The sequence below is a fragment of the Psychroserpens damuponensis genome, from assembly GCF_000826655.1.
Taxonomy (GTDB): Bacteria; Bacteroidota; Bacteroidia; order Flavobacteriales; family Flavobacteriaceae; genus Psychroserpens; species Psychroserpens damuponensis.
Genome location: NZ_JXJO01000004.1, coordinates 113,236 through 137,402, shown reverse-complemented (window position 1 = coordinate 137,402; position 24,167 = coordinate 113,236). Strand labels below are relative to the sequence as shown.

Genomic DNA, 24,167 nt, shown 5'->3' with positions numbered 1-24,167 from the left:
GATATAAACGAAGTAAGCTGCTATCGACATTGGTATGAAAGTCATAACTATTAGTGTCACAGAGTTTTCAAAATGCATAATCTTAAATAATAGAGCAAGAGTTAATATTATCATTCCTACTAAAGCAATGTATAAATTCAAATGGCTTTTAATCTTCTCAGAGTTTGCTCTGCCTCGACATATTAAAAAATATGAGAGTTGAATGATACCGAAGAAAAACTGAAAGGTTAGTCCAAGTAGAGCACTATCTTCTGATAAGTAGGCAATTATAGTTGCTAGATAAAAAATAACGTTGCTATAATGTAAAATTTTCATGTTTTCGATTTCAAGTTCAAGTTCAAGTTCATTTTCTACTGTTCATCCCTTACATCATAAACAGGTGTCTTTGTCACTTTTTTTAAGCTCTGTTTAGATTTACGACGACCTCTAAAAAAGAAGAATAAATTGATGAAAAGCATGACACCTAAGTAGATAGAAAAGCCGCCAATTTTTTTACTCAAAATCTCGATTAAGGTTTGTGAGCTCATTTCCGAAGCACTGTGATAACTAATTTTAAGTATGAGTAAAGCCCAACCAATATTGATGAGGTAGAAACCAATTTCAAAGAGTTTATTAGTTGCCAATGCAATATCTTCTTGACCTTTAAAAATGTCTAGCATAAAGTACTTTCCGTTTTTAAATAGCATTTTTGAAACGTAAATCGTGAGGATAATTACGATTGGTAGATAAACAAGGTAACCGATGATGATTTTAGAATTTTCCATGATATAATATTTAGTTTTTGATTTATTTTTTTGAGTGTTTTGATTTTACGAGATAATTAAGGCAGAGTACATTATTGTAGTGCAATACTGCTAAACCAATGATTATGATTCCTAAATGTTCGCTTAAGGTATTTAGCATTTGTGGCAGATTATTTACTTGTTCCCAAAAAGCAAGTGTGATAATCGCATAACCCAGATTTGTGAGGTAGTAACCAATAAGTAATAGGTTGTTAATTGGTTTTACAATGGTGTCATCATTTTTATATAAATGCATTAAAAAAATTTCGCCATGTGTATAAAACATCCACCCAACTTTTACCATAATCACAGCGATGATTGGTAAGTATATGCTATAAGTAAGGATGTTGTAATTCATTATTGGTGTTTTAAACTTTCAGAAAATATTGAAAGTTGATTTTAAATTTTTTTGGTGTGAATGGTATACGTTAAAAGGATCATTAAGCCTACTATAATTACAAATTGCCACCCAAATGGATTGCCTTCCCAGATTAGAAAAAATAAGCCTACAACAGCGAAATAGATGTAGATTAATTTTTCCTTCGGAAATGCAATAAAAAATAAAATTGCAGCTAATACTTGAAGAGCTCCTGTTAAAACTAGCCCATAAGCGAGACCAATTAAGCAGCACAAAGCGAGAATATTAATAACTTTTGAGATTTGTAATATAGTTTTCATAGTTTATGGTGTTATAGAACTTTCAGAAATAATTGAAAGTTAGGTTTAAATTTTTTTATTTAAATAGTTTTAGTACTGACTTAGTAATCCAGTTTTGCTTTTGATTTACTAATTTATTAATCATATCATCTGCAGTTTGCGTTAAATCGTGCAATGCTTTGGTTTGTTTAATGAGTTCTTTGGTTTTTTCAGTTCCATCATCTGTAATAGAGGAGACCTCTTTTAAAACTTTAATAACGGGTTGAATTTCTCTACGACTTCGTTCTTTCGCTATGATTCTAGCTAATTCTTGCACGTCTTTTTCTGTGGTGAAATATTCTTTACGCTCACCAGGAATAATTTCTTTAGTAACAATTCCCCAATCCATTAACTGTCGTAAATTCATACTTGTATTACCACGAGAAATATGTAAATCTGCCATAATGTCTTCCATAGACAAGGGTTTTATTGAAATAAAAAGCAAGGCTTGTATTTGTGCCATAGCTTTATTAATTCCCCAAAGTGAGCCTAGGCTTCCCCAAGTACTTACAAATTTCATTTTAGCGTCGTCGTAATTCACTGTTATATGTATTTAACATGACAAATATATTAAATATTTTAAACTTTCAATAATTATTGAAAGTTTATTTTGTGTAAATTATTTTTGCTTACTTACAGAAATGTAACCTCCTCAGTTATTTCAGGCGTTTACATTAAATGTTTTACAGACAATTTTTTTTTAGTTACATTCGATTTTCAAATGTTATACCATGAAAACAGCCTTATTTAGCTTATTAATATCTTTTTCTTGTTTTTTTATGTTTTCTCAAGAGCTTCCCACTTTAAACCTAAGTGAAACCGTAAGTCAAGACTTTGAATTTCCTATAACTCTATCTAAAAATGATATTGGAGTTATCCTGCATTTAACAGGTGGTTGGTCTGCATATGATCATAAAAGTTATTATATTTTCAAGGACAGTGGAGATGTTATTTTGTACAATAGAAAATTTCCGAAGTCCTATTTAAGAAAAAAGAAAGCATTAAAAGACACATTAACCAAAATAGAATTAACTACTGAGCAAAAACAGCAAGTGGTAAATAAGCTAAACGCGTCTACAACTCTTAATTTTTTAAAATACTCTCAACACAATTTTAAGACAATCTCAGCAACAGGACCTCCTGTTTGTATGATCTCTGATGCGACAGGATATAATTTTGCAATTATACAAGATGGCAAAGTCAACTCTTATAAATATTATGCACCAGACCACAGTTACAACAATTGCAATGATAAAAATATTAATAAAGTGGTTTTAGGTCAATATATTGCGTTAATAGATTTTTGGTTTAATAGAAAAAAGTAAATAGATTTTACGCTACAATTTTAATCTATACTACATCAAACTTAACTGCTTAAGTAAAGGCTGTTGCCTTTACTTTTTTACCATCAATCCAGCACGTTTTAATAAGGCATCAGGTTTTGGTTCTTGTCCTCTAAAGCGTTTATACAAGGTCATAGGATCTTCAGTTCCACCTTGAGATAGCACATTATCTTTGAATTTTTGAGCGACCTCTTTACTAAAAACACCTTTTTCTAAAAAGTATTCAAAGGCATCTGCATCTAAAACTTCTGCCCATTTGTAACTATAATATCCAGAACTATAACCACCTTGAAAAATATGCGAAAATGCTGTACTCATACAATTCTCTGCCACATCAGGATAGAGTTTTGTGCCATCAAAAGCTTCTAACTCATGTGCTTTTACATTGGTGATTGCAGTTGGGTCTTGTCCGTGCCATGACATATCTAAAAGCCCAAAACTAATTTGACGCAAGGTTTGCATGCCTTCATGAAAGGTTGCAGAGGCTTTAATTTTTTCTATTAATTCCATTGGGATCACTTCTCCTGTTTCATAATGCGTTGCAAATAACTCAAGTGCTTCTTTTTCATAGCACCAGTTTTCTAACACTTGACTTGGTAATTCTACAAAATCCCAAAACACACTTGTACCAGATAAACTAGGGTAGGTTGTATTAGCAAGCATTCCATGTAAGCCATGGCCAAACTCATGAAATAAAGTGGTCACTTCATTAAACGTTAGCAGTGAAGGTTTGCTTTTTGTTGGTTTAGTAAAATTACATACATTAGAAATATGTGGTCTGTCATTTACACCATTTTTAATTGATTGAGGTTTGTAAACCGTCATCCAAGCACCATTACGTTTACCTGGTCTTGGGAAAAAATCGGCATAAAAAATAGAAACCAAATTACCTTTATGGTCTGTAACCTTATACGTTAAAACATCATTGTGATATTTATCTATAGTATCAATTTCTTCAAATTTTAAATCAAATAAACGCTCAGCAATTGTAAATACACCATCAATTACATTTTCTAATTTAAAGTATGGTTTTAGTTGCTCGTCATCTAAACTAAACAGTTTTTGCTTCAGTTTCTCGGAGTAGTAGGAGCCATCCCATTTTTCTAATCTATCAATACCATCCAGGTCTTTAGCAAACTGCTCTAAATGTTTAAATTCTTTTTGAGCTGCAGGTTTTGCTTTCTCCAACAGTTCGTTTAAAAAATTCTCAACCGTTTGAGGTGTTTTTGCCATTCGTTCTTCTAGCACAAAATGCGCATGCGTTTTATACCCTAATAAATTAGCACGTTCATAACGTAGTTTTGCAATTTGCAACACGTTGTCTTGGTTGTCAAATTCATCACCTTTAAACGCTTTGGCTCCAGCAGCAATAGCAAGTTTTTTACGAAGTTGGCGATTATCAGCATATGTCATAAATGGTATATAACTAGGATAGTCTAAAGTAATGATCCAACCAGTTTTGTCTTTAGATTCTGCTAATTGTTGTGCGGCTTCTTTGGCGCCTTCTGGCAATCCTGCCAAATCACTTTCATTGGTAAGGTGCATTTCAAATGCATTAGTTTCGGCTAGAACATTTTCACCAAATTTAAGTTTTAATTGACTTAGTTGTTTGTCAATTTCTCTAAGGCGTGTTTTTTTATCTTCGGAAAGATTAGCACCATTTCTAGAAAAGCTTTTATATTTTTTATCGAGAAGTGTGTGTTGTTCTGTCGTTAAATTTAAAGTTGGCTTTTGATCATACACAAATTTTACACGTTTAAATAACTCTTCATTTAAAGTGATATCATTTCCAAACTCAGAGAGTAGAGGAGATACTTGTTGTGCTATTTTTTGAATGTCATCATTCGTTTCGGCACTATTAAGGTTAAAAAAGATGCTTGAGATACGGTCTAATTGTTCTCCCGAAAAATCTAAGGCTTCAATCGTGTTTTTAAATGTAGGTGTGTCTAGAGACGATGTTATCGCATCAATTTCTGCTCTTGCCTTTTCTATTGCTTTTAAAAAGGCAGGCATATAATCCTCATTTTTAATTTTTGAAAAAGGAGCTGTATGATATGGTGTATCGAATGTAGAATTTAAAATATTCATCTTTATTTATGCGTATTATATGTAATTAATATGTTTTTTAAGTCATCAACTAAGCATAGTGTTCCGTTAGTTAATGTGTAGGTCCAGCCAAATGGTTCTTGATCTATTTTGTAGGTTTCTGTTCCATTTTCCGAAGATAAAAGAATTAATTTCAAGAGTCTATGTTTTCTCTTTATATATAGGTTAGTATCACTTAATGTTACAAATTCAAAATAGCCTTGTGACTCTCTATCTTTAAATCGTTTATTCGTCCATTTACCTATAGACGCTATGATTTTAAGTTGCTGTAGCTTCAATTGATTTTTATAGATCTCGTTGAGTTCATGGCTCACCGTTTTATAGGTTCTTGTGTTTAAAATATTTAGTAGGTGGTCATATTTGTCGTCTTGATTAAAAAGAGAATAATCATAAAAATTTGATGATATACTTTCAAGTGGGTACGCAGGAAATTGGCCTCCAAAGCTATCGATAATTCCTCCAACCTCTCTAACTTGCATGATTATTGGCCAAAATGCTAAATTAGATTTTGCAATATAATTATGACTTAAATTTAAAATAGGGACTGTATTATTGGGTTTATAACTACTGTTTCCATCTGTTTCAAAAATGAGTGCCGTTCTAATCATATTGTCAACAGAAATAGAATCTCCTTTAATGGGATCATGTGTGTGTTGCATATAAGTAATTTGATCTATATCTAATAACTTTTTCCAGTACGTATCAAAATCTGTTTCTGTTTTAAGTTGAGAGATTTCAAATTTATATTGCTCCACAGGAATTTGCCCAAAAACATTAAGCGTCAAAGACATAAAAATTATAGAGACAATTAATTTCATTTGTTTTAAAATTTGTTTAAGTTGTTCATAAGTATTTGAAAACCATTAACTAAACCTTAAGAAATTCGTGTCAAATATTAATTATCTTTGCACAGTTATTGAATATTTTTGATAAAAAAAGTTTAGTAATATTGATTAATAGCACTAAAGTCTCGTGTAAAAGCGAGACTTTTTTTTGCATTAAATTAAGCTAAATTTTTAGCCGATTCTATTACCTTAGATTTTAAACTTTCTTTATAATCTATTATAGTTTTGCGTACGTCTTCATTTAAAGCACCAATTATTTGAGCAGCTAAAATTCCAGCATTTTTACCACCATTTAAAGCTACAGTTGCTACAGGAACACCTCCTGGCATTTGTAAAATAGACAATACCGAATCCCAACCATCAATAGAATTGCTGCTTTTTACTGGCACACCAATTACAGGTAAAGGTGACAATGAAGCTACCATTCCTGGTAAGTGGGCTGCACCACCTGCACCAGCAATAATGACATTGATTCCTCTAGAATGAGCATTTTTACTAAAATCGAATAATTTTTCAGGTGTTCTATGTGCTGATACAATATCAACTTCTACCTCAATGTTAAATTCTTTTAAGATGTCAATGGCATCTTGCATAACAGGAAGATCACTTGTGCTTCCCATGATTACTGCTACTTTATTCATACTTATTTACTTATAACTTTTATGGTTGTCTTTACTGTTTCGGCAATGCGTCTTGCCTCACTAATAGTTTCATTTACAATGGTCACATGTCCCATTTTACGAAACGGTCGTGTTTGTTTTTTTCCGTAGATATGAGGCGTTACACCTTCAAGGCTCATGATGTGTTCAATATTTTCATACACAACATCTCCAGTATGACCTTCGGCACCTACTAAATTAACCATTATACCACCAACCGTACTTTCGGTTTTTCCTAACGGAAGATTCAAAATAGCACGTATGTGCTGTTCAAACTGAGAGGTGTAATTTGCTTCAATCGTTTGGTGACCAGAGTTATGTGGTCTAGGCGCAACTTCATTTACTAAAATCTCATCATTTTCGGTTTGAAACATCTCCACAGCTAAAAGTCCTACATGTTTAAATGCTTCGGAAACTTTAAGCGCTACAGCTCTCGCTTTTTCAGCAACAGCTTGGTCAATACGAGCCGGACAAATTACATACTCGACTTGGTTGGCCTCAGGATGAAATTCCATTTCTACCACTGGATACGTTTTAACTTCTCCTTTTGGGTTTCTTGCTACAATAACGGCCAATTCATTTTTAAAAGGCACTAAATCTTCAGCAATACATTCTCCTTTTGGTAAACCTTCCAAATCTGAAAGCTGTCTCACCATTTTTACGCCATTACCATCATATCCAAATTGTGCCGCTTTCCAAACAAAAGGAAAACTTAATCCACCATTGCCAATGGCATCTTCAATTTCCGATAGGTAAGCAAAACGCGTAAAATTTGATGTTGGTATATTGTGATCGTGATAAAATAATTTTTGAGTGGCTTTATTTTGAATGATTCTCAGGTTTTTTGATGATGGATAGACCTTTACACCTTCTTTTTCTAATGCTTCAAGCGCAGCCACATTAACGTTTTCAATCTCAAAAGTGAGCAGATCTACCTGCTTTCCAAAATTATAAACCGCATCAAAATCCATTAAATCACCTAAAGTAAATTGATTACACGCTATTTTACATGGCGCTTCATCACTAGAATCCATAACATGTGTTGTGATATCGTATTTTCTAGTCGTGTACAACATCATTTTGCCAAGTTGCCCACCACCAAGGATACCGAGTTTGAAATTTGAAGAAAAATAGTTCATAAAGTTGGGTAATTTCTATTAAAAACGACTGTTTTTTTATATTAAAATGTACTTTAATAACACAAAAATACACTAATTATAAAACAATATTCTAAAATCCTAAATTGAAAAATCGGCAAACGTAAATCAAATGCTTATCTTTGGCACTTGAAAATCAAAATCAGGTGATTAAACTACACGACTTATACTTTAAACCATTCATTTCTGAACAAGAATTGGACGCAACTGTGCAGCGTTTAGTTGATGAAATTGCACATGACTTAAAAGATGAAATCCCTGTGTTTATTGGGATTTTAAATGGGTCATTTATGTTTGTTAGTGATTTTGTGAAAAAATATCCAAAACCTTGTGAAGTCACTTTTATAAAGTTGGCATCGTATGAAGGTTTAAAATCAACCGAAGATATTCAAAGACTTATTGGTTTAACACAAGATTTAACGGGTAGAAAAGTAGTAATTCTCGAAGATATTATTGATTCAGGAAATACCTTAGAAGAAGTACATCGTATTTTTAAAAATGAAAATGTTGATGACTTAAAAATTGCCACCTTATTCTACAAACCAGAAGCCTATAAAAAAGATTTTAAATTACATTATGTTGGTATAGAAATTCCAAACAAGTTTATTGTAGGCTACGGTTTAGATTACAATAATTTAGGTAGAGATTTACCAGCTATTTATCAACTAAAAACAACACAACACATGACTAACTTAGTCCTATTTGGACCTCCAGGTGCAGGAAAAGGAACACAAGCTAATTTTTTAAAGGAAACCTATAACCTAGTGCATATCTCAACTGGAGATGTATTTAGATTTAATATGAAAAACAATACTGCTTTAGGTATGTTAGCAAAATCTTATATTGATAAAGGTGCATTAGTGCCAGATCAAGTTACCATAGATATGCTAAGTGCAGAAGTAGATAAAAATGCCGATGCTAACGGATTTATATTTGATGGTTTCCCAAGAAATGAAGCTCAAGCAGAAGCACTAGATAAAATCATGGATGCCAAAGATTCTAAAGTCAATGCAATGATTGCTTTAGAGGTTGAAGATGAAGTTTTGGTACAACGTCTTTTAGAACGTGGAAAAACCAGCGGACGAAAAGATGACTCTGATGAATCAATTATTAGAAATAGAATTAAAGTATATTATAACGAAACTGCTATTTTAAAAGATTTTTACTCTAAACAAGATAAGTATTTTGGAGTAGATGGTGTTGGTAGTGTTAGTGATATCACAAAACGCCTAAATACAGTGATTGATAAACTGTAAGTGGTTTTTAAGTAAACGAATTTAGATAATACAAGATTATGACAGAAGGAAACTTCGTTGACTACGTAAAAATGCAAGTATCTTCTGGAAAAGGAGGACAAGGCTCTGCACACTTACATCGCGAAAAATACATTGAAAAAGGTGGTCCAGATGGAGGAGATGGTGGACGTGGAGGACATATTATTATCCGCGGAAATTCTAACCTTTGGACACTATTGCATTTAAAGTTTAAACGTCACGCACGAGCAGGACACGGCTCTCACGGAAGTAAAAGTAGAAGTACAGGAGCAGATGGAGAAGATGTTTACCTTGATGTGCCTTTAGGAACCGTTGTAAAAGATACCGAAACCGATGAAACACTTTTTGAAATCACCTTTGATGGTGAAGAGCAAATTGTTGCTCAAGGTGGACGTGGAGGTTTAGGGAACTGGCATTTTAAAAACTCTCGAAATCAAACGCCTCGTTATGCACAACCAGGAGAAGATTTAGAAGAAAAACGTGTCACCTTAGAACTTAAAATTCTTGCAGATGTTGGCTTAGTAGGTTTTCCAAATGCTGGAAAATCAACATTATTATCTGTGATTACGTCTGCAAAACCTAAAATTGCAGATTATGAGTTTACAACACTTAAACCAAATTTAGGTATTGTAGAATATCGTGATTACCAAACCTTTGTGATGGCAGATATTCCTGGAATTATTGAAGGTGCTGCCGAAGGTAAAGGTCTTGGCCATTACTTTTTACGTCATATTGAGCGTAACTCCATTTTACTATTCTTAATTCCTGCAGATGCTAAAGATATTCGTAAGCAATACGATATTTTGTTGGATGAACTCAAACGTTACAATCCTGAAATGTTGGATAAAGAACGTATGATTGCCATTTCTAAAAGCGATATGTTAGATGATGAATTGCAAGCCGAAATGAAAGCACAGTTAGACAAAGAACTACCAATACCATACATGTTTATATCCTCTGTAGCTCAAAAAGGGATTATGGAATTGAAGGATCAACTTTGGAAGATGTTGAATGATTAATATTGTTGTCATTCAGAAAGATTCTTCACTCGTACCTCTTTCTGAATGACAATTTAATTAGCTACATTTTTTTCGCATTTCTTTTTCCGTAGAAAACTAAAAAGAAGTATGCCTCTCTTTTTTCGTGAAGTTATGATTATTATCGTGACTTATGTCGTTTTTAAGGACGTACCTTCACAACAATGACAGGCTTAATGCGTTTATGTCGTAAAAGTTATTTCATGGAATAATTTTTGCTACTTTTAAAATAAAATAAGCAATGAAAAATTTATATCTATTATTTATAGTCATATTATTGACTTCTTGTTCTTCAATACGAGTTGATTATGATTACGAAAAAACACGAGATTTCACGCAATACAAAACCTACAACTATTTCTCAGATGTGAAAACAGGCATGAGTGAATTAGACTCAAAACGTTTATTCAAAGCCTTAGATGATGCCATGCAAAGTAAAGGGTATTCGCTATCACAAACTCCAGATTTTTTGATAGATATTCAATCTAGCGAATTTCAGCAACAACGAAATAACAATGTTGGAGTAGGTGTTGGAGGTTCTGGTAGAAATGTAGGTGGCGGAATTTCAATTGGACTTCCAATAGGACAGGCTAAAATGGGTAGAGAAATTGTTTTTGAGTTTGTTGATAATAGTAATGACCAACTCTTTTGGCAAGCCATTTCAGAATCTAACTATAAACCAAATGCATCTCCCGAAAAACGTGAAGCTCAATTTATAGCGCTTGTAACTAAAGTATTAGAAGGTTTTCCTCCTGAAAAAAAATAATTTATTTAGAGTTAAGTTGTTGTTAATGAAATGCTTTTGAGATGGTAAATGTTTTATTTTTAAAATGAATTTAAAACACCAATCATGAAAAAACTAGCATTAGTTATTATAATTATTCTTTTAAGCAACATCACATTTGCACAAAATGAGATTGCAGTACCTAAAGGCTACTCTAACGATATTGGTCAAATGATATCCATGTTAGATAATCTAAAATCTAGAGTAGAACGACATGTCGCTAATTTAGATCAAAACGGCACAGATTTTCTTCTAGATGAGAACGCTAATAGTCCTGGAGCTATAATTTACCATCTCGCAGCAACCGAAGCTTATTATCAAGTTTATACATTTGAAGGTAGAGGATTTAATAAAGCGGAAGCCAAAAAATGGGAAACTGCTCTAAATCTTGGAGAAAAAGGAAGAAACGAATTTAAGGATAAGCCCATTTCATATTATATGAAAATTTATGATGACGTGAGAGAAAAAACAAAGGATTTACTTAAAACAAAAGATGATGCATGGTTTAAAGAAATGAATGGAAATATGAGTAATCAATGGGCTTGGTTTCATGTTATGGAACATCAAGCCAACCACATGGGACAATTAGCATTGATTACAAAACGATTGTAATAAAAAAAAAGCCTCATATTGAGGCTTTTTTATTTAGTCTTTTTTCAAAAAATTTGGTATTAGTTAAAGATTTAAATTGGTCTCTATAACCGTATATAACTGTAATATTGAGAGCTAATTGTACTTTTGATCTTGCAATGTATGCTTGATCTAAAACGACATAAAAAAAACGACGATTGCAGATACACTCATTGCAATTAATGATAAAAGGGCTCTAAATAAGCCATATCTTCATCACTTATACCTTCTGGTGCTAGTGTAAATACAACTAATTTATTTAGTTCAAAGACCAAAACGAATAGTCAGAGTGAAATTCTTAGAACCATAAATACATTTGGGTAATTGATGCGTAATGTTATTAAACAAATTGATTTACTCTACATGTTGTTTTGTCAATTTGTGGTTTAAAACATAACACCTAATACAATTGATATACTTGTTTTCCGCTTAGCATATTCTATTTACCACTCGTCATATTTTTAGCTTTTAAGGTCTATTTACAGTATATCTTTATCATGTCAATTAATAGAGATGACTCATTAACACATAAAAAAAACATAAAGATCATGATCAATTTAGTGAAAGTAGTAGTTCAACTTATTGTTGACATTATATTAAGTTAAATCTAAATAACAATTAAAAAAAACAACAATTATGAAGAGTTCAAAAACAAAATCAAAGGATACATTTCAAAATCAAATAGTTAAATTTAATAGCTTATTAACAGGAGCTAAAATGGCACAATTTTCGTCGGCACTTTTAATCGGTTTTTCGCTTGCGCATGTATATAATTTTAAAGAAAATATTGTGGTTGTCATGTCGCTCTTGGTTGGGGCTTTAGCGTTACTATTTTTTCTTAATAATTTTTTATCTATAAAACATTTTAAGCAAAAGTCATATACGCACACCTCTTTAATATCAAGTGTCTCAAAATTTAAAAGCTATATTGCAAAACGCAAGAAATACGAAATGTATTTTATGTCTTTTTGGGCATTAACTTTAGTACCTTATGCAGCAATCTATTTTGATTCTAATATTTTAGGGATTGTTGTGGTATTCTTAGGTTTAGGATTAGTTGGTCTATTAGGAGAGTTAGCATTTAAAAAAGTAGATAAACTGATTATGTCTTTAGAAGACGATATAGAAAAAGAACTAGTTGATATTTCATAATAAAAACAGCAAAGAATACATTTACAGTTACGTTGTGAAAAGTTACTTAATGCCTAACACAATCTTTAAATTATGAATAATCCAATTAAAATACCACTGAGTAAAAATAAATTAATCATTAAAACTATAGGAGTCGCTATATTTGTTCTGGCTGGTTGTTTTCTAATTGTGTTTTCAGATCTTTATAAAGATTTTTCAATTAAGTTTCTTAGAAACCCTTTAGTTATTCAAGGAATAGGTGTGATTTGTATTCTGTTTTTTGGTGCAATAGGGATTTATGCCATACGAAAAATATATGATGAAAAATTAGGTTTAATTATTGATTCACAAGGCGTAACAGGTAATACTAATGCCTCAAGTATTGGTTTTATTAACTGGAATGATATTTCTGAAATTGAACTTAAACAAGTGACGTCTACTAAATTTATTCTCATTAATGTTTTAAATCCTGAGACCTATATTAAAAGAGCAGAATCTAAAATGAAAGCAAAATTAATGAGGTCTAATTTGAAATTATGCGGAACTCCAATTGCTATAACTGCTACCACTTTGAAATATAATATAGGAGAACTCGAACAGTTATTACAAACAGAATTTAATCGTCACAAAAAGCTTAAATTCTAAATTTAAATTTAGCAACATCAACTTATAAATAAAGCAAATGCCAAAAAAAACAATATATTATTGGATCATTCAAATTGTAGTGTGGTCTTTCTTTAGTATTGTTTCTGCATTTTCATATTGGTATGGAGGGAATTTACTAAAATTAGAAATATGGCAAATAGTGCTTGATTTTTGTGTCATCACACTGCTCTCTATACTCATTACGCATGTATTGAAATTCTTTTTAACTAAGTTTATAAAATTCGATAATTTAAAATTGATTGACGGTTTTAATATTATCTGGCTGTTATTACTTTTTACCACTTTTTTCTTTATAGCTTTTTTAAGTTATAATCATATAACCTACACCTATATTTATGAAAGAGCAGATGCGCTGCAACACGAGTCTCAAAGTTTACAAAATCATGTCATTTTTTTCTTAAATTATGGTATTTATTTTATGATTTGGACTGTGTTTTATGTTGCTATAAAAGGGCTTATTCAACTTAATGTTAGTAGAGAGACAAGGCTTAAGTTGGAGACGAGTTTAAAAGAGTCTCAGCTTAATACACTAAAAGGGCAAATTAATCCACATTTTATGTTTAATAGCTTAAATAATATTAGAGGATTAATGCTAGAAGATGTTGACAAGGCAAGAAATATGCTTACTAGTCTATCTGAAACGTTACGGTATTCACTTACAAAAAATGATGTGAGTTCTATAGCGCTTGAAGACGAGCTAGAAATGATTGATAATTATATCGAGATTTCTAAAATTCAGTTTGAAGATCGTTTGCATTTTGAAACTCATATTGATGACGAGTCACTGACCAAGCAAATTCCACCTATGATTATCCAAATGTTAGTGGAAAATGCGATTAAGCATGGTATATCAAAATTAAAAAGTGGTGGTAACGTTGTTTTAACGACTAAGGTAGTTTCAGAATTTTTAATAATAGAAGTCATAAATACTGGAGTTATTAACAAACCTGAAAACTCCACTCAATTAGGATTAAAAAACATCGAACAACGCTTAGATTTATTATATCTAAAGCGAGCCACATTTAGTTTAACAGAAATAGAGAATCAAGTCATTGCGACTATAAAAATCCCATTATCATGATCACTTTAAAAGCTGTAATTGTTGAAGATTCTCGTTTGGCTCGTAATGAGTTAAAGGAATTGATAAAAACACATAAGGAAATTGAGTTGTTAGGTGAAGCAGAAAATGTAGATGACGGTTTCATGCTTATCAATGAAACTCAACCAGATTTGTTGTTTTTAGATATTAATATGCCAGAAAAGAACGGATTTGAACTCTTAGAAATGCTAGATGAGGTCCCAATTACCATTTTTACTACGGCTTTTGATGAATACGCTATAAAATCTTTTGAGTATAATGCCTTTGATTATTTATTAAAACCAATTAATCAAAAACGATTTTCAAAGAGCATAGAAAAGGTAATTGAAAATGCAATAAAAAATGTAACACCTAAAATTTCCGAAGTCGAAACAAAAGTAGATGTCTTAAATCTCGATAAGCAAATTTTTATTAAGGATGGTGAAAAGTGCTGGTTGGTTAAAGTTCAAAATATTACTCTTTTTGAAATTGTTGGCAATTATACACGTGTCTTTTTTGATAACAATACACCTTTAATTTATAAGTCGTTGGCTCAAATTGAAGAGAAGTTGCCATCAGATGTGTTTTTTAGAGCCAACCGTCAACAAATCATAAACATTCATCACGTTAAAAAAGTGGTGTCTTGGTTCAACGGAAAATTAAAAATAGAAATGCAATCTGGAGAAGAAATTGAAATCTCCAGACGACAATCTTATCTATTTAAAGAGCAGCTGAGTTTTTAATTCAAGTAGTTTTCAAAAATGTTTTAATTTTAGTCAAATGCTATATTGATATCATTTATTAACCAAACACCAAACACCAAACACCAAACACCAAACATAGTCTATTTCTCACTGTCTACTGAAATTCTCACACCTTCACTATGACTACTAAATTCTGGTGCATACATGCTCTGGATCGTCGTAATCCCATTACTCATGTCTCCAGCATTATTCACTCTTAAATCATATTCAAACACATAAACGCCTTTTGGTAAATAGTCAAAAAAGAAGTTTGTTGAGGCATCTTTGGTAGCTTCATAATAGCCCAAACCATCTTGGTATTTGTATTGCGACATTACATTAACTGGTTCTAATCCTGCAGCTCGCATATCTTTCATATGCACAAATTCCATAGCACGATCACTACGTAATTCTATACGAACACGCACTAAATCTCCAACGTTTAAATTGGTGTTTGCAGTGATTTCTGTGATTTGCTCACCAGTATCTGTATTTGTTTTCTTAAAGAGTGTCTTACTCAATTTTAAAGGCGTTTCTGCAGACGTTATTTTATCTAGATTCTCAAAATATTGCCAGTATAAACTTCCCCAAGCAATGCCATCACCTTTTTTGGTGAGTTTAACGGTTGCCATGTCTGGTTCAATTTCCGAAGAACTCCAACTCGTTTTAAAATATCCTGTTCCAGCTTCAACCTTGACATCTTCTAATTTTGAAGCGTCAATGTGTTGGCTTCCCAACACAATATCGACCATATCTGTAACGCTCAGCCAATCGCTACCTTGAAGTAATAATGCATACACAGCTTCGGTTGTGGCTTTGGTTGTTTTCCAACGGTTGGTTTGCTTGTTTTTGAGTAACCAGATTTTGAGGTTATCTATATCTTCGAGATTCTTCGCTTCGCTCTGAATGATACTTCCTGCCTCACTAAACGTCTCTATCAACAAAGCTTGCGTTTCAATAGGAGCTTGGTACCAATACCATGAATTTGTGTTTGATTTCCAATACATACCTAATTCTTCCGAAGTAATACTCGTTTCTTTTAACGATTCTAAAATTTTGGCAGATGTACTTTTGTCATCCATTCTATGAAGCACTAAAGTCATTAATCCTTTTGCGTATAACGACCTGCTCGACCAGTATTTTTGAATTTGTGTTTGGTAATAATCTGTGATAGCTTCTACCTCTTTCGATTTTTTTATCTGCGGAAAAAAGCTGCGCATATACAAATAGTGCAGTTGGGTGTAGCTAAGGTGATCTTTGTTTAAATCGGCTTCCGGATTATACTTTTTAATGTCTTTATATTCTTGAACGAACTCAGCATCTAGATATGAGATTGCTTTTTCAATCATAGCGGATTCGCTATAGCTCTGAGTAACATTGAGCTTATCTAAATGTCCAAACCCAGTAATAATATGCTGCGTGATGTAACGGTTTGGTCGTCCACCATTAAACCAAGACCAAGCACCATTACTCATTTGTCCGTTTTTAAGTTTACGCATTGTAGCCTCTAATTCATTATTCATTTTGTTTAAATCGAATAAGAGTGCGATACGTTTTTTCTGTTCCGTTTCGCTTTGCGCATCACGCAACCAAGGTGTCTCTTGTATGAGAATAGATTTTAAGTCTTGATTTTTTTCTAGATTAGACAATAATGCATCTGTATTTCGCCATTGATTAAACACCTCTTGAATTCTAGGGTTGCTATTTGCAATATGACTTGCCAAGGCATTGGCATAGTAACGACTAAACGTTTGCTCATTACACTCATAAGGATATTCCATCAAATAAGGCAAGGCTTGTACAGCATACCAAGCAGGATTTGAAGTCATTTCTAGAGTTAACTTATGATGCTTCAATGTTGTTGATGTTGTTGTTGCCAACTTATCTAAAGTAAACGTTCGTGTTTCGTTACTCTTAATCCACATTGGTATGGTTTCGGTCACTAACATGCGATTGCTTAACACAGGCAATGCATTTTGCTCACCATCACTAAAATTACCTGCTTTTGCTATGATTTTGTATTGTACTGCATCTACATCGTATGGAATATCAAGATTCCAAGTAATGTTTGTATTTCCTTTTGCTGAAACATTAAAATCTAATTCATTGTCGCTGTTAGACAATTTCTGGTCAATAGACTCACCAGTAATCGCATCAAATAACTGAAGCACTGCTACACCATTAAGTTCTGTTTCAGTAAGATTTGCAATTTTAGTACTGATGCTAATATTATCACCTTCTCGTAAAAATCGAGGTGCATTTGGGATGACCATCAACTCTTTTTGAGTTACAGTCTCTAAAGTAGTAGTTGCACTTTCTAAGGTTTTTGTATGTGCTAAAAGTTGTAATTTCCATTTAGTCAACGCCTCAGGTGTGGTGAAACTAAAACTTACATTGCCATCTTTATCTGTTTGTAACTGCGGAAAAAAGAAAGCAGTCTCTTGAAGGTTCTTACGGATTTTGACGTCGTCGAAGTTTTGTTTTTCTTTGGCTTGTTCTACATTTTCTTTTTGTGAACGAGAGTCTCCATCTCTGAAATTTCTATCATCAGCTTTATCGAAATTTGTTCTAAGATAATCTTCATTTTCATCGAGTACTATAGATTCTGGAGAATGTGAAACCAAAGCACTCGCAACATTTCTTTGATTTCCTAATCCATGATACGATGAAAGTCTCACTGGTTCCAAAGAATTTAGATCTTCATAAAGAATGATATCAAAGTAATTGTCATTTGAGATTTTTATTTCTAAACCTTTAAGACCAACAAAGCTAAGTTTGATGATATCTCCTTTTTTCACATTTATAGAAAATTCGCCATCAAAATCAGAATAAGCGGTATCACCATTGTCGTTAACAATTAAAGAAACTCCAGGTACAGGTATTCCATCAGAACCCTTAATTAGTCCTTTAACAATACCTGTTTTTTGTGATTTTATGTATTTACTTGTAAATGTTGATGGTGATGAATTCCTAACTCTCCAAAGGTATTGTTGTCTTCCGTAGTAATAATCATTAAAATTAACCTGAAAGAAATTTAGTGCATCATATTTTTGAACACTATAGTTACGAGATTGTCTTAGAAGATTATCAACAACAAACTGATTCATCATAAAACTTCTCCCAGAGTTTAATCGATATGACGAATAGTAAGATGGTTGTGAGATAGGCTCAAACGACCAATTATGAGATTTAAACTGATCTAAAGAGGCATCATACATGCTTGCTAGCAATTCTGCAGCAACTTTATCTCCTTTAGGTCCTTTGATTTTAAAACGCCAAGTTTCATCGGTTCCTGGTTGTAATTTATCTCTAAACGTTTGTGTTTCTATGTCTAAATCTGTTTTTGGATATGGCACGTTGATATTGAGTCTTCCGCTTTTAAAACTGTTTTTAAATGCATAACTGTAATGCACAGCAAAACCACCTAAATCGTTTTCAGATACTGGGATTTTTATCGTTTTTTTGTCGTTATTGAGCTCAATTATTTGCTTGCTAATTATCTCATGATTTTTTTCAATTTCTAGCGTAAGAAATAACCCTTCCGCAGAAGAACCTATAACAAGTTCTACAGTATCATTAATTCCGTAAGAACTCTTATTAGTAGTAATATTAAACAATTGATTATCTGCTAAAGTCTTATCATTGTCACTATATACGATAGTTTGAGCTTCATCTTTAACCGTTTGACCAAAACGATCCTTGCTTTTTAAAACCACAATGTATGCGCCAGATTCCCAACGTTTAATTTTGCCTAGTTGGAGTTCTTTAGAAGTTTCAGTATTAAAATCTTCATCATAAACAAGTGCACCTTTGTCCCAGTTTTTACTGTCATGTTCATTGGTGTAGGCTTCATTTAGAAACAGCGTTTTAAACTGTTCTTTTGTAAATTCTTGATAATCTGGAGCTGTCCAAGGACGCCTTCTCAAAACGGTATTTGGTGCATTCAATTTATAAATTTTAATGTTTCCTTTTGCAGGAACAAACTCACCATTTAGATTTCTTGTATCTACGGAAAACGTCTGCTTATTATCTTCTTTATCTAATTGATTAGCAATTATAATTTGTGCAGTTAAGGCATGGTAGCCTACATTTACTGTTGTGGTTGCGCTTCTTGTCTCTCCATTAATATCTGTGATATCTGCTGTGATGTCATAACTAAATGTAGGTAAGGCCGATTTGTCTTGCGCTGCATCTGGAATGGCTTTAAAATCGATTTTAAATTTGCCATCTGCATCAGTAGTCGTTTCACCATGTGTTATTTCTTGAGGTTCTATATTAAAATGTGGTCTGTACCAATAGTACCATCTTGGATATTGCACATTTCGGTGTACACGATATACAACTTTAGCATCTGTAATATTACTGCCAGCATAGGCGAGCGCATTTCCGTTAACAGTCACTGTATCGTTAACTTTATAGGTCTTTGTGACAGGTGTAAATTTGGCTTCAAACTTTGGTCGCTTATATTCTTCTACCGAAATAGATTGATAGGCATTTAAATTATTATCGCCTTTAAGCCTTATTGAGAAATTACCTGTTAAACCATTATTTGGGATGATAAATTCTCCCGATACAGATCCAAATTCATTTGTAGTTAGTTCTAAAGATTTAACGTCTTCACCATTTGTATTGTATAATGTAACGTCAACTTTTGTATTGGTGAGGATCTCGGTTTTGTTCTCACTTGTAGTCATGACAATGCCTTTAAAATATAAGGGTTGTCCTGGTCTGTAAATACTTCTGTCGGTAAAAATAAATCCTTTATTTAACGGATAGTTAGTTTTATCATTTCCGTAGTTATAATAACGGTTAAGATATAAATTGTCAAAATAAGCAGTATCGTTGTTTGCTTTAATTTTGAGGATCATTTTAGATCGATTGTAGTTAGCTCTTTTTACAACAAATTCTCCATTATTATTAGTTGTATAATGATCTGTTTTGTAATTGTCGTTATAATTTTTGATGTATTCTAAAGTGATTTTAGCATCAGAAATTGGCTTACCGTTTGTTCGATCTATAATTTGATAAATAACATTTCCTTTGTGTTCTTTTTGAATATAGGCTAAGTTAGATACCTGAATTTCCTTAAACGCAAAGGTTTTATTCTCGTTTTGTACTTGACCATAAATAATATAGCGTCCGTTTTTTAATTTTGGGAGTGCAATCTCTGTACGATGTTGTTGGTAATCATTGTCGTCTTTTAAATGAGATGTCCAGCTTTCTATGGCTTTCATGTTATTTAAAATCTCCAATTTTTCATCTGTTTGATTGTAGGTGCGAAGGGTTTTTAAATCAGCATCGCTAACCGTTCCAATTTTAAAATTAATGTCATTGCTATTTTTATAGGTAATTAAAGACAAGGCATGCTCATTAATTGGTAATACGTCTTCAGTAAATATTTGAAGGGATTGTGCTAAAATTTGAGATTTTAAAATAGCACATTTTTGCGCACCTTTACTCTTTGGGTATTTTGCTAAAACAGCATCACAGAGTGTCATAGCTTCTTTAAGTTTCCAACGATGAGTTTCGTTAGTTTTTGGTTGGTAGGTTTGTCCTTGTGCTTGGTAGACTTTAGCAATTTCGTAATCGTATAAAGCTGCAACATTGTTATTGGCAGCATTCCATTTTTTACTTTCTTGGTTTAAGGTTTCTAGTAATAATTCTTCTTTATTGTCAAAAATAGCATGTTGCGTAATAAATGTTAAACGGTCTAGATTGACATCTGCAAGAGCCTGTGGAGATTCGTCTTTTAAATGAAATTTTATTAAATTTTGATATATTTTTAAAGCATTAAATTGTAATGACAAAGTGTCTTTAGATGTCAACTGCATCAAAGCAAAATCACTTGCGTTTCCAATAAGTTTTGGGTTGTCAATTTCAAATTTATAAGCAGGCCTCGTGATGTTTGTTTCAGAGGTTTTATAGAAATTTAAAGCGTGATGTGATAAGAGATCAAAAAGTGTAGGTCGGTAAATTTTAGAATCGGTTTGCGAGGAGATAATCGCTTCAAAATCATCTAATTTTGTTTGCTGTAGTATGAGTCCGTTTTGTAGCGACTGCTTATAGTTTTTGTGGATTTCCTCAAACAAGGTTTGTAAATCCCAAGTTCTAAAATCTACGTCTTTGTTTGAAATTTCTGAAGCACTTATTTTAGTGCGATTATAAAATTTCCATCTATTTCGTGTAAAATACTGCCAATATAAAGTGGCTAGCATGTTTTGTAATACATTTTTTGTTGGTGATTCACTCTTGGCAATTGCATCTTTAAACTCACTAATAATTTTAAATTGCGCCTCATCTTCAAGTATGAGCGCATATTTACTTCGGAAAAGTAACGTCTTAACTTCCTGAGGAGCATTATTGCTCGCTTTTGCTTTTTTCTCAATAGCCTTTACAATTTTCAATGCAGATTTTGGTAAACCTTGTTGTTCAAATGCTTCAACTTCTTGCCATAATTTGGCATAGTCATCAGGTTGTGCATTAGAGAAATTTGCAAATAATAATATCATTAGTGCGCTTATAATTGGCTTCATAATTTAAAATTTTTGGAAAATTATTCCTTTATTCTTCCGCAGAAAACAATAATTGAGTGATTGTTTTGTTTGGTTGAGTGAAGTTAACAATTTTAATAGTAAACGAGTTATCTTTACGTTTTGAAAATCAAAAACAATACCATTTTAAAATTTAAAATCTTTTGGTATCTTTTTTGCGTAAGTAGGTTTACAGCACAAGCGTGCTTTAAATAGCAATCGATTAATATTTGAGTATTGCTAAATAGCTTGTATAATTTTAAAAAAAAACAATTATTAAAGACACATGAAATATTTTATTTTTCTATTTCTAATTCCTGTTTTAGCATTAGGACAAACCTCATTAGATGATGCCAAAAAACTCATAGATACTAAAGAGTTTAAAAAGGCAGAACAAGTACTTTCAAAATACGTTACAAATCATCCAAATGATATAGAAGGTGTGGAGCTGTTTGGCGATGCTTATGGTCATCAAAAAAAATGGGATGAAGCTATTGTTCAGTATGAAAAATTAGTAGAATGGAAGCCTAACCATGCTAATTTTCATTACAAATATGGAGGCGCTTTAGGGATGAAAGCCTTAAGTGTAAGTAAATTTAAAGCACTTGGTATTATTGGAGATGTAAAAGACGCTTTTTTAAAAGCTGCCGAATTAGATCCTAAACATATTGATACACGATGGGCTTTGGTAGAACTATATATGCAATTGCCAGGCATTGTTGGCGGCAGTAAAAGTAAATCGTTTAAATATGCCAATGAATTAGAAGCACTCTCAAAAGTTGATGGCTATTTGGCAAAAGGCTACATTTATGAATATGATGATGAACCAGAATTAGCCGAGAAATATTATAAATTAGCCATAGAAACTGGTGGTTCATTAACCTGTTACGATAAATTGACCAACTTATACGAAAAAGAAAAACAGCCCACTAAAGCCATAGGTAATTTAGAAGCTTCGGGAGAAAAGCACCAACGAAATGCGATGCATTATCAAATAGGAAAAGTGTGTGCAGAGTATAATATTGAATTAGAAAAAGGTGAGCAGTGTTTGCTGGTTTATATTGAAAATTACTCGGCCAAAGATGGTGTTCCTAAGGCTTGGGCTTATTATAGATTGGCTCAGATTTATAAATACAAAAACAATAAAGAAGATGCTTTAGAATGGATCAATAAAGCAATTACAGATTTACCAGATATTGATGTTTTTAAAACCGAAAAATCAACTATCCAAACCTTGTAAACTTCTCATTAAAACTTATCGATTTACACTTTATACTTCACGCTTCAATTAGTATATTTGAACGTCTAGAAAACTCAACACATGAACGTACATTTTATAGCTATTGGTGGAAGCGCTATGCACAATCTCGCCTTAGCACTTCACAATAAAGGATATCAAGTTACAGGTAGTGACGATACTATTTTTGAACCTTCAAAATCTAGGTTAGAAGCCAAGGGATTATTGCCAGAAGCATTTGGCTGGTTCCCAGAAAAAGTAAACTCAAATGTAGATGCTATCGTTTTAGGAATGCACGCCAAAGCAAACAATCCAGAGCTATTAAAAGCTCAAGAACTCAATCTTAAAATTTATAGTTATCCAGAGTTTTTATACGAGCAATCCAAACACAAAACACGTGTAGTCATTGGTGGAAGTCACGGTAAAACAACAATAACATCCATGATTTTACATGTCATGCATTATCACGATCGTGATGTTGATTATATGGTTGGTGCACAATTAGAAGGTTTTGATGTGATGGTAAAACTTACTGAAGATAATGATTTTATTGTGTTAGAAGGTGACGAGTATTTGAGTTCTCCAATAGACAGGCGACCAAAATTTCACTTATATAAACCCAATATTGCATTACTGAGTGGTATTGCTTGGGATCATATTAATGTGTTTCCTACGTATGAGAATTATGTGGAGCAGTTTTCTATATTCGTGGATAGTATTGTACAAGGTGGAAGTATCAATTATAATGAAGAAGATCTCGAGGTCAAACGTGTTGTCGAGGCGAGTGAGAATCAAATTAGAAAGCTAGCCTATCAAACACCTGATTATAAGGTTGAGAACGGACAAACTTTACTCGCAACGCCTGAAGGTGATTTGCCTATTGAAGTCTTCGGAAAACATAACCTCAATAATCTCGCTGGTGCCAAATGGATTTGTCAGCATATGGGAATTGATGAGGATGATTTTTATGAAGCTATTTCTACATTTAAAGGTGCCAGCAAACGACTAGAGAAAATTGCCGAAACCTCTAAAAGCGTAGCTTATAAAGATTTTGCACATTCGCCATCTAAGGTTGAAGCGACAACAAAAGCAGTAAAAGAACAATACGACAATAGAACGCTCGTGGCTTGTTTAGAATTACATACCTACAGTAGTTTAAATGCCGAGTTTTTAAAAGAATATAAAGGTGCTCTTGATGCAGCAGATGTTGCCGTAGTTTTCTATTCACCTCATGCAGTAGAAATCAAAAAATTAGACGAGGTGACTCACGAGCAAATTGCAACGGCTTTTGAGCGTGACGATTTAATTATATATACCAATCCAGAAGATTTTAAATCATTTTTATTCGCTCAAAATTTTGACGATAAAGCCCTATTATTAATGAGTAGTGGTAATTATGGTGGTTTAGATTTTGATGAGGTCACACATCTTTTTAAATGAGAATAGTCATCCTAAACTTGTTTTAGGAT

General features: G+C 32.6%; 20 protein-coding genes. 11 read left to right on the top strand and 9 right to left on the bottom strand.

Translation table 11 applies throughout. The features are described 5' to 3' along the window. Positions 1–350: 350 nt before the first annotated feature. Genes TD29_RS02990 through TD29_RS02975 form a run of 4 tightly spaced genes read right to left on the bottom strand, consistent with a single transcriptional unit; the run spans position 351 to position 2,019 of the window. Positions 351–764, bottom strand: a complete 414-nt coding sequence (locus TD29_RS02990) for a hypothetical protein (RefSeq protein WP_040278802.1) — start codon at positions 762–764, stop codon at positions 351–353. 22 nt (positions 765–786) lie between these two features. Further along, positions 787–1,140: a hypothetical protein gene (locus TD29_RS02985; protein WP_040278801.1), complete on the bottom strand. Its 354-nt coding sequence runs from the start codon at positions 1,138–1,140 to the stop codon at positions 787–789. A gap of 41 nt (positions 1,141–1,181) precedes the next feature. Then, positions 1,182–1,460, bottom strand: a complete 279-nt coding sequence (locus tag TD29_RS02980) for a hypothetical protein (RefSeq protein ID WP_040278800.1) — start codon at positions 1,458–1,460, stop codon at positions 1,182–1,184. Positions 1,461–1,515: 55 nt separating this feature from the next. Further along, positions 1,516–2,019: a GbsR/MarR family transcriptional regulator gene (locus TD29_RS02975; RefSeq protein WP_040278798.1), complete on the bottom strand. Its 504-nt coding sequence runs from the start codon at positions 2,017–2,019 to the stop codon at positions 1,516–1,518. Positions 2,020–2,209: 190 nt separating this feature from the next. Here TD29_RS02975 and TD29_RS02970 point away from each other — a divergent pair, with 190 nt between their 5' ends. Further along, positions 2,210–2,803: a hypothetical protein gene (locus tag TD29_RS02970; protein WP_040278797.1), complete on the top strand. Its 594-nt coding sequence runs from the start codon at positions 2,210–2,212 to the stop codon at positions 2,801–2,803. A gap of 69 nt (positions 2,804–2,872) precedes the next feature. On the opposite strand, the gene TD29_RS02965 is transcribed toward TD29_RS02970, so the two are convergent. The 4 genes from TD29_RS02965 to TD29_RS02950 all read right to left on the bottom strand — a co-directional run bounded on the left by TD29_RS02965 (position 2,873) and on the right by TD29_RS02950 (position 7,570). Next, the gene (locus tag TD29_RS02965) at positions 2,873–4,909 is read right to left on the bottom strand and encodes a M3 family metallopeptidase (RefSeq protein ID WP_040278796.1); all 2,037 of its coding nucleotides are present in this window, start codon (positions 4,907–4,909) and stop codon (positions 2,873–2,875) included. Between the two features lie 2 nt (positions 4,910–4,911). Continuing rightward, positions 4,912–5,745 carry a hypothetical protein gene (locus tag TD29_RS02960; RefSeq protein ID WP_152611448.1) on the bottom strand — a complete coding sequence of 278 codons (834 nt, stop codon included), beginning with the start codon at positions 5,743–5,745 and terminating at the stop codon, positions 4,912–4,914. A 185-nt stretch (positions 5,746–5,930) separates the two neighbouring features. Beyond that, entirely contained in the window at positions 5,931–6,413 is a 483-nt protein-coding gene (gene purE, locus TD29_RS02955) for a 5-(carboxyamino)imidazole ribonucleotide mutase (RefSeq protein ID WP_040278794.1), read from the bottom strand. 2 nt (positions 6,414–6,415) lie between these two features. After that, on the bottom strand, positions 6,416–7,570 hold the full coding sequence (locus TD29_RS02950) for a 5-(carboxyamino)imidazole ribonucleotide synthase (RefSeq protein WP_040278793.1): 1,155 nt from the start codon (positions 7,568–7,570) through the stop codon (positions 6,416–6,418). Positions 7,571–7,734: 164 nt separating this feature from the next. Between TD29_RS02950 and TD29_RS18155 the strand changes: the two genes are divergently transcribed. From TD29_RS18155 to TD29_RS02910, 8 genes are all read left to right on the top strand, one after another. Then, a complete protein-coding gene (locus TD29_RS18155; RefSeq protein WP_084203382.1) occupies positions 7,735–8,844 on the top strand; it encodes an adenylate kinase in 1,110 nt (369 codons plus the stop codon). 38 nt (positions 8,845–8,882) lie between these two features. Then, positions 8,883–9,881: a GTPase ObgE gene (gene obgE / locus TD29_RS02940; protein WP_040278792.1), complete on the top strand. Its 999-nt coding sequence runs from the start codon at positions 8,883–8,885 to the stop codon at positions 9,879–9,881. A gap of 259 nt (positions 9,882–10,140) precedes the next feature. Beyond that, positions 10,141–10,665 (top strand): DUF4136 domain-containing protein, encoded by a 525-nt coding sequence (locus TD29_RS02935; protein ID WP_040278791.1) that lies wholly within the window; start codon positions 10,141–10,143, stop codon positions 10,663–10,665. 84 nt (positions 10,666–10,749) lie between these two features. Then, positions 10,750–11,295 (top strand): mycothiol transferase, encoded by a 546-nt coding sequence (locus TD29_RS02930; RefSeq protein ID WP_040278790.1) that lies wholly within the window; start codon positions 10,750–10,752, stop codon positions 11,293–11,295. A 654-nt stretch (positions 11,296–11,949) separates the two neighbouring features. Next, positions 11,950–12,465, top strand: coding sequence for a hypothetical protein (locus tag TD29_RS02925; RefSeq protein WP_040278789.1), 516 nt, complete (start codon positions 11,950–11,952; stop codon positions 12,463–12,465). A gap of 72 nt (positions 12,466–12,537) precedes the next feature. Then, complete coding sequence (locus TD29_RS02920) at positions 12,538–13,089, top strand: STM3941 family protein (protein ID WP_040278788.1); 552 nt, start codon at positions 12,538–12,540, stop codon at positions 13,087–13,089. Positions 13,090–13,126: 37 nt separating this feature from the next. Next, positions 13,127–14,191, top strand: a complete 1,065-nt coding sequence (locus tag TD29_RS02915) for a sensor histidine kinase (protein WP_040278787.1) — start codon at positions 13,127–13,129, stop codon at positions 14,189–14,191. Then, positions 14,188–14,931 carry a LytR/AlgR family response regulator transcription factor gene (locus TD29_RS02910; protein ID WP_040278786.1) on the top strand — a complete coding sequence of 248 codons (744 nt, stop codon included), beginning with the start codon at positions 14,188–14,190 and terminating at the stop codon, positions 14,929–14,931. Before TD29_RS02915 ends, TD29_RS02910 begins: the two co-directional genes overlap by 4 nt. Before the next feature lie 101 nt (positions 14,932–15,032). On the opposite strand, the gene TD29_RS02905 is transcribed toward TD29_RS02910, so the two are convergent. Beyond that, entirely contained in the window at positions 15,033–21,464 is a 6,432-nt protein-coding gene (locus TD29_RS02905; protein ID WP_040278785.1) for an alpha-2-macroglobulin family protein, read from the bottom strand. Between the two features lie 283 nt (positions 21,465–21,747). On the opposite strand from TD29_RS02905, the gene TD29_RS02900 reads away from it, so the two are divergent. Beyond that, entirely contained in the window at positions 21,748–22,701 is a 954-nt protein-coding gene (locus TD29_RS02900; protein WP_040278783.1) for a tetratricopeptide repeat protein, read from the top strand. 81 nt (positions 22,702–22,782) lie between these two features. Next, positions 22,783–24,138, top strand: a complete 1,356-nt coding sequence (locus tag TD29_RS02895; RefSeq protein ID WP_040278782.1) for a UDP-N-acetylmuramate--L-alanine ligase — start codon at positions 22,783–22,785, stop codon at positions 24,136–24,138. Positions 24,139–24,167: the final 29 nt, after the last annotated feature.

What these genes read in the sequence shown, in the direction of transcription:
- TD29_RS02920 (WP_040278788.1), top strand. Translation starts at nt 12,538, where the DNA reads ATGAATAATCCAATTAAAATACCACTGAGTAAAAATAAATTAATCATT.
- TD29_RS02985 (WP_040278801.1), bottom strand. Translation starts at nt 1,140, where the DNA reads ATGAATTACAACATCCTTACTTATAGCATATACTTACCAATCATCGCT.
- TD29_RS02990 (WP_040278802.1), bottom strand. Translation starts at nt 764, where the DNA reads ATGGAAAATTCTAAAATCATCATCGGTTACCTTGTTTATCTACCAATC.
- TD29_RS02925 (WP_040278789.1), top strand. Translation starts at nt 11,950, where the DNA reads ATGAAGAGTTCAAAAACAAAATCAAAGGATACATTTCAAAATCAAATA.
- TD29_RS02915 (WP_040278787.1), top strand. Translation starts at nt 13,127, where the DNA reads ATGCCAAAAAAAACAATATATTATTGGATCATTCAAATTGTAGTGTGG.
- TD29_RS02980 (WP_040278800.1), bottom strand. Translation starts at nt 1,460, where the DNA reads ATGAAAACTATATTACAAATCTCAAAAGTTATTAATATTCTCGCTTTG.
- TD29_RS02965 (WP_040278796.1), bottom strand. Translation starts at nt 4,909, where the DNA reads ATGAATATTTTAAATTCTACATTCGATACACCATATCATACAGCTCCT.
- TD29_RS02960 (WP_152611448.1), bottom strand. Translation starts at nt 5,745, where the DNA reads ATGAAATTAATTGTCTCTATAATTTTTATGTCTTTGACGCTTAATGTT.
- TD29_RS02910 (WP_040278786.1), top strand. Translation starts at nt 14,188, where the DNA reads ATGATCACTTTAAAAGCTGTAATTGTTGAAGATTCTCGTTTGGCTCGT.
- purE (WP_040278794.1), bottom strand. Translation starts at nt 6,413, where the DNA reads ATGAATAAAGTAGCAGTAATCATGGGAAGCACAAGTGATCTTCCTGTT.
- TD29_RS02930 (WP_040278790.1), top strand. Translation starts at nt 10,750, where the DNA reads ATGAAAAAACTAGCATTAGTTATTATAATTATTCTTTTAAGCAACATC.
- TD29_RS02950 (WP_040278793.1), bottom strand. Translation starts at nt 7,570, where the DNA reads ATGAACTATTTTTCTTCAAATTTCAAACTCGGTATCCTTGGTGGTGGG.
- TD29_RS02935 (WP_040278791.1), top strand. Translation starts at nt 10,141, where the DNA reads ATGAAAAATTTATATCTATTATTTATAGTCATATTATTGACTTCTTGT.
- TD29_RS02905 (WP_040278785.1), bottom strand. Translation starts at nt 21,464, where the DNA reads ATGAAGCCAATTATAAGCGCACTAATGATATTATTATTTGCAAATTTC.
- TD29_RS02970 (WP_040278797.1), top strand. Translation starts at nt 2,210, where the DNA reads ATGAAAACAGCCTTATTTAGCTTATTAATATCTTTTTCTTGTTTTTTT.
- obgE (WP_040278792.1), top strand. Translation starts at nt 8,883, where the DNA reads ATGACAGAAGGAAACTTCGTTGACTACGTAAAAATGCAAGTATCTTCT.
- TD29_RS02900 (WP_040278783.1), top strand. Translation starts at nt 21,748, where the DNA reads ATGAAATATTTTATTTTTCTATTTCTAATTCCTGTTTTAGCATTAGGA.
- TD29_RS02895 (WP_040278782.1), top strand. Translation starts at nt 22,783, where the DNA reads ATGAACGTACATTTTATAGCTATTGGTGGAAGCGCTATGCACAATCTC.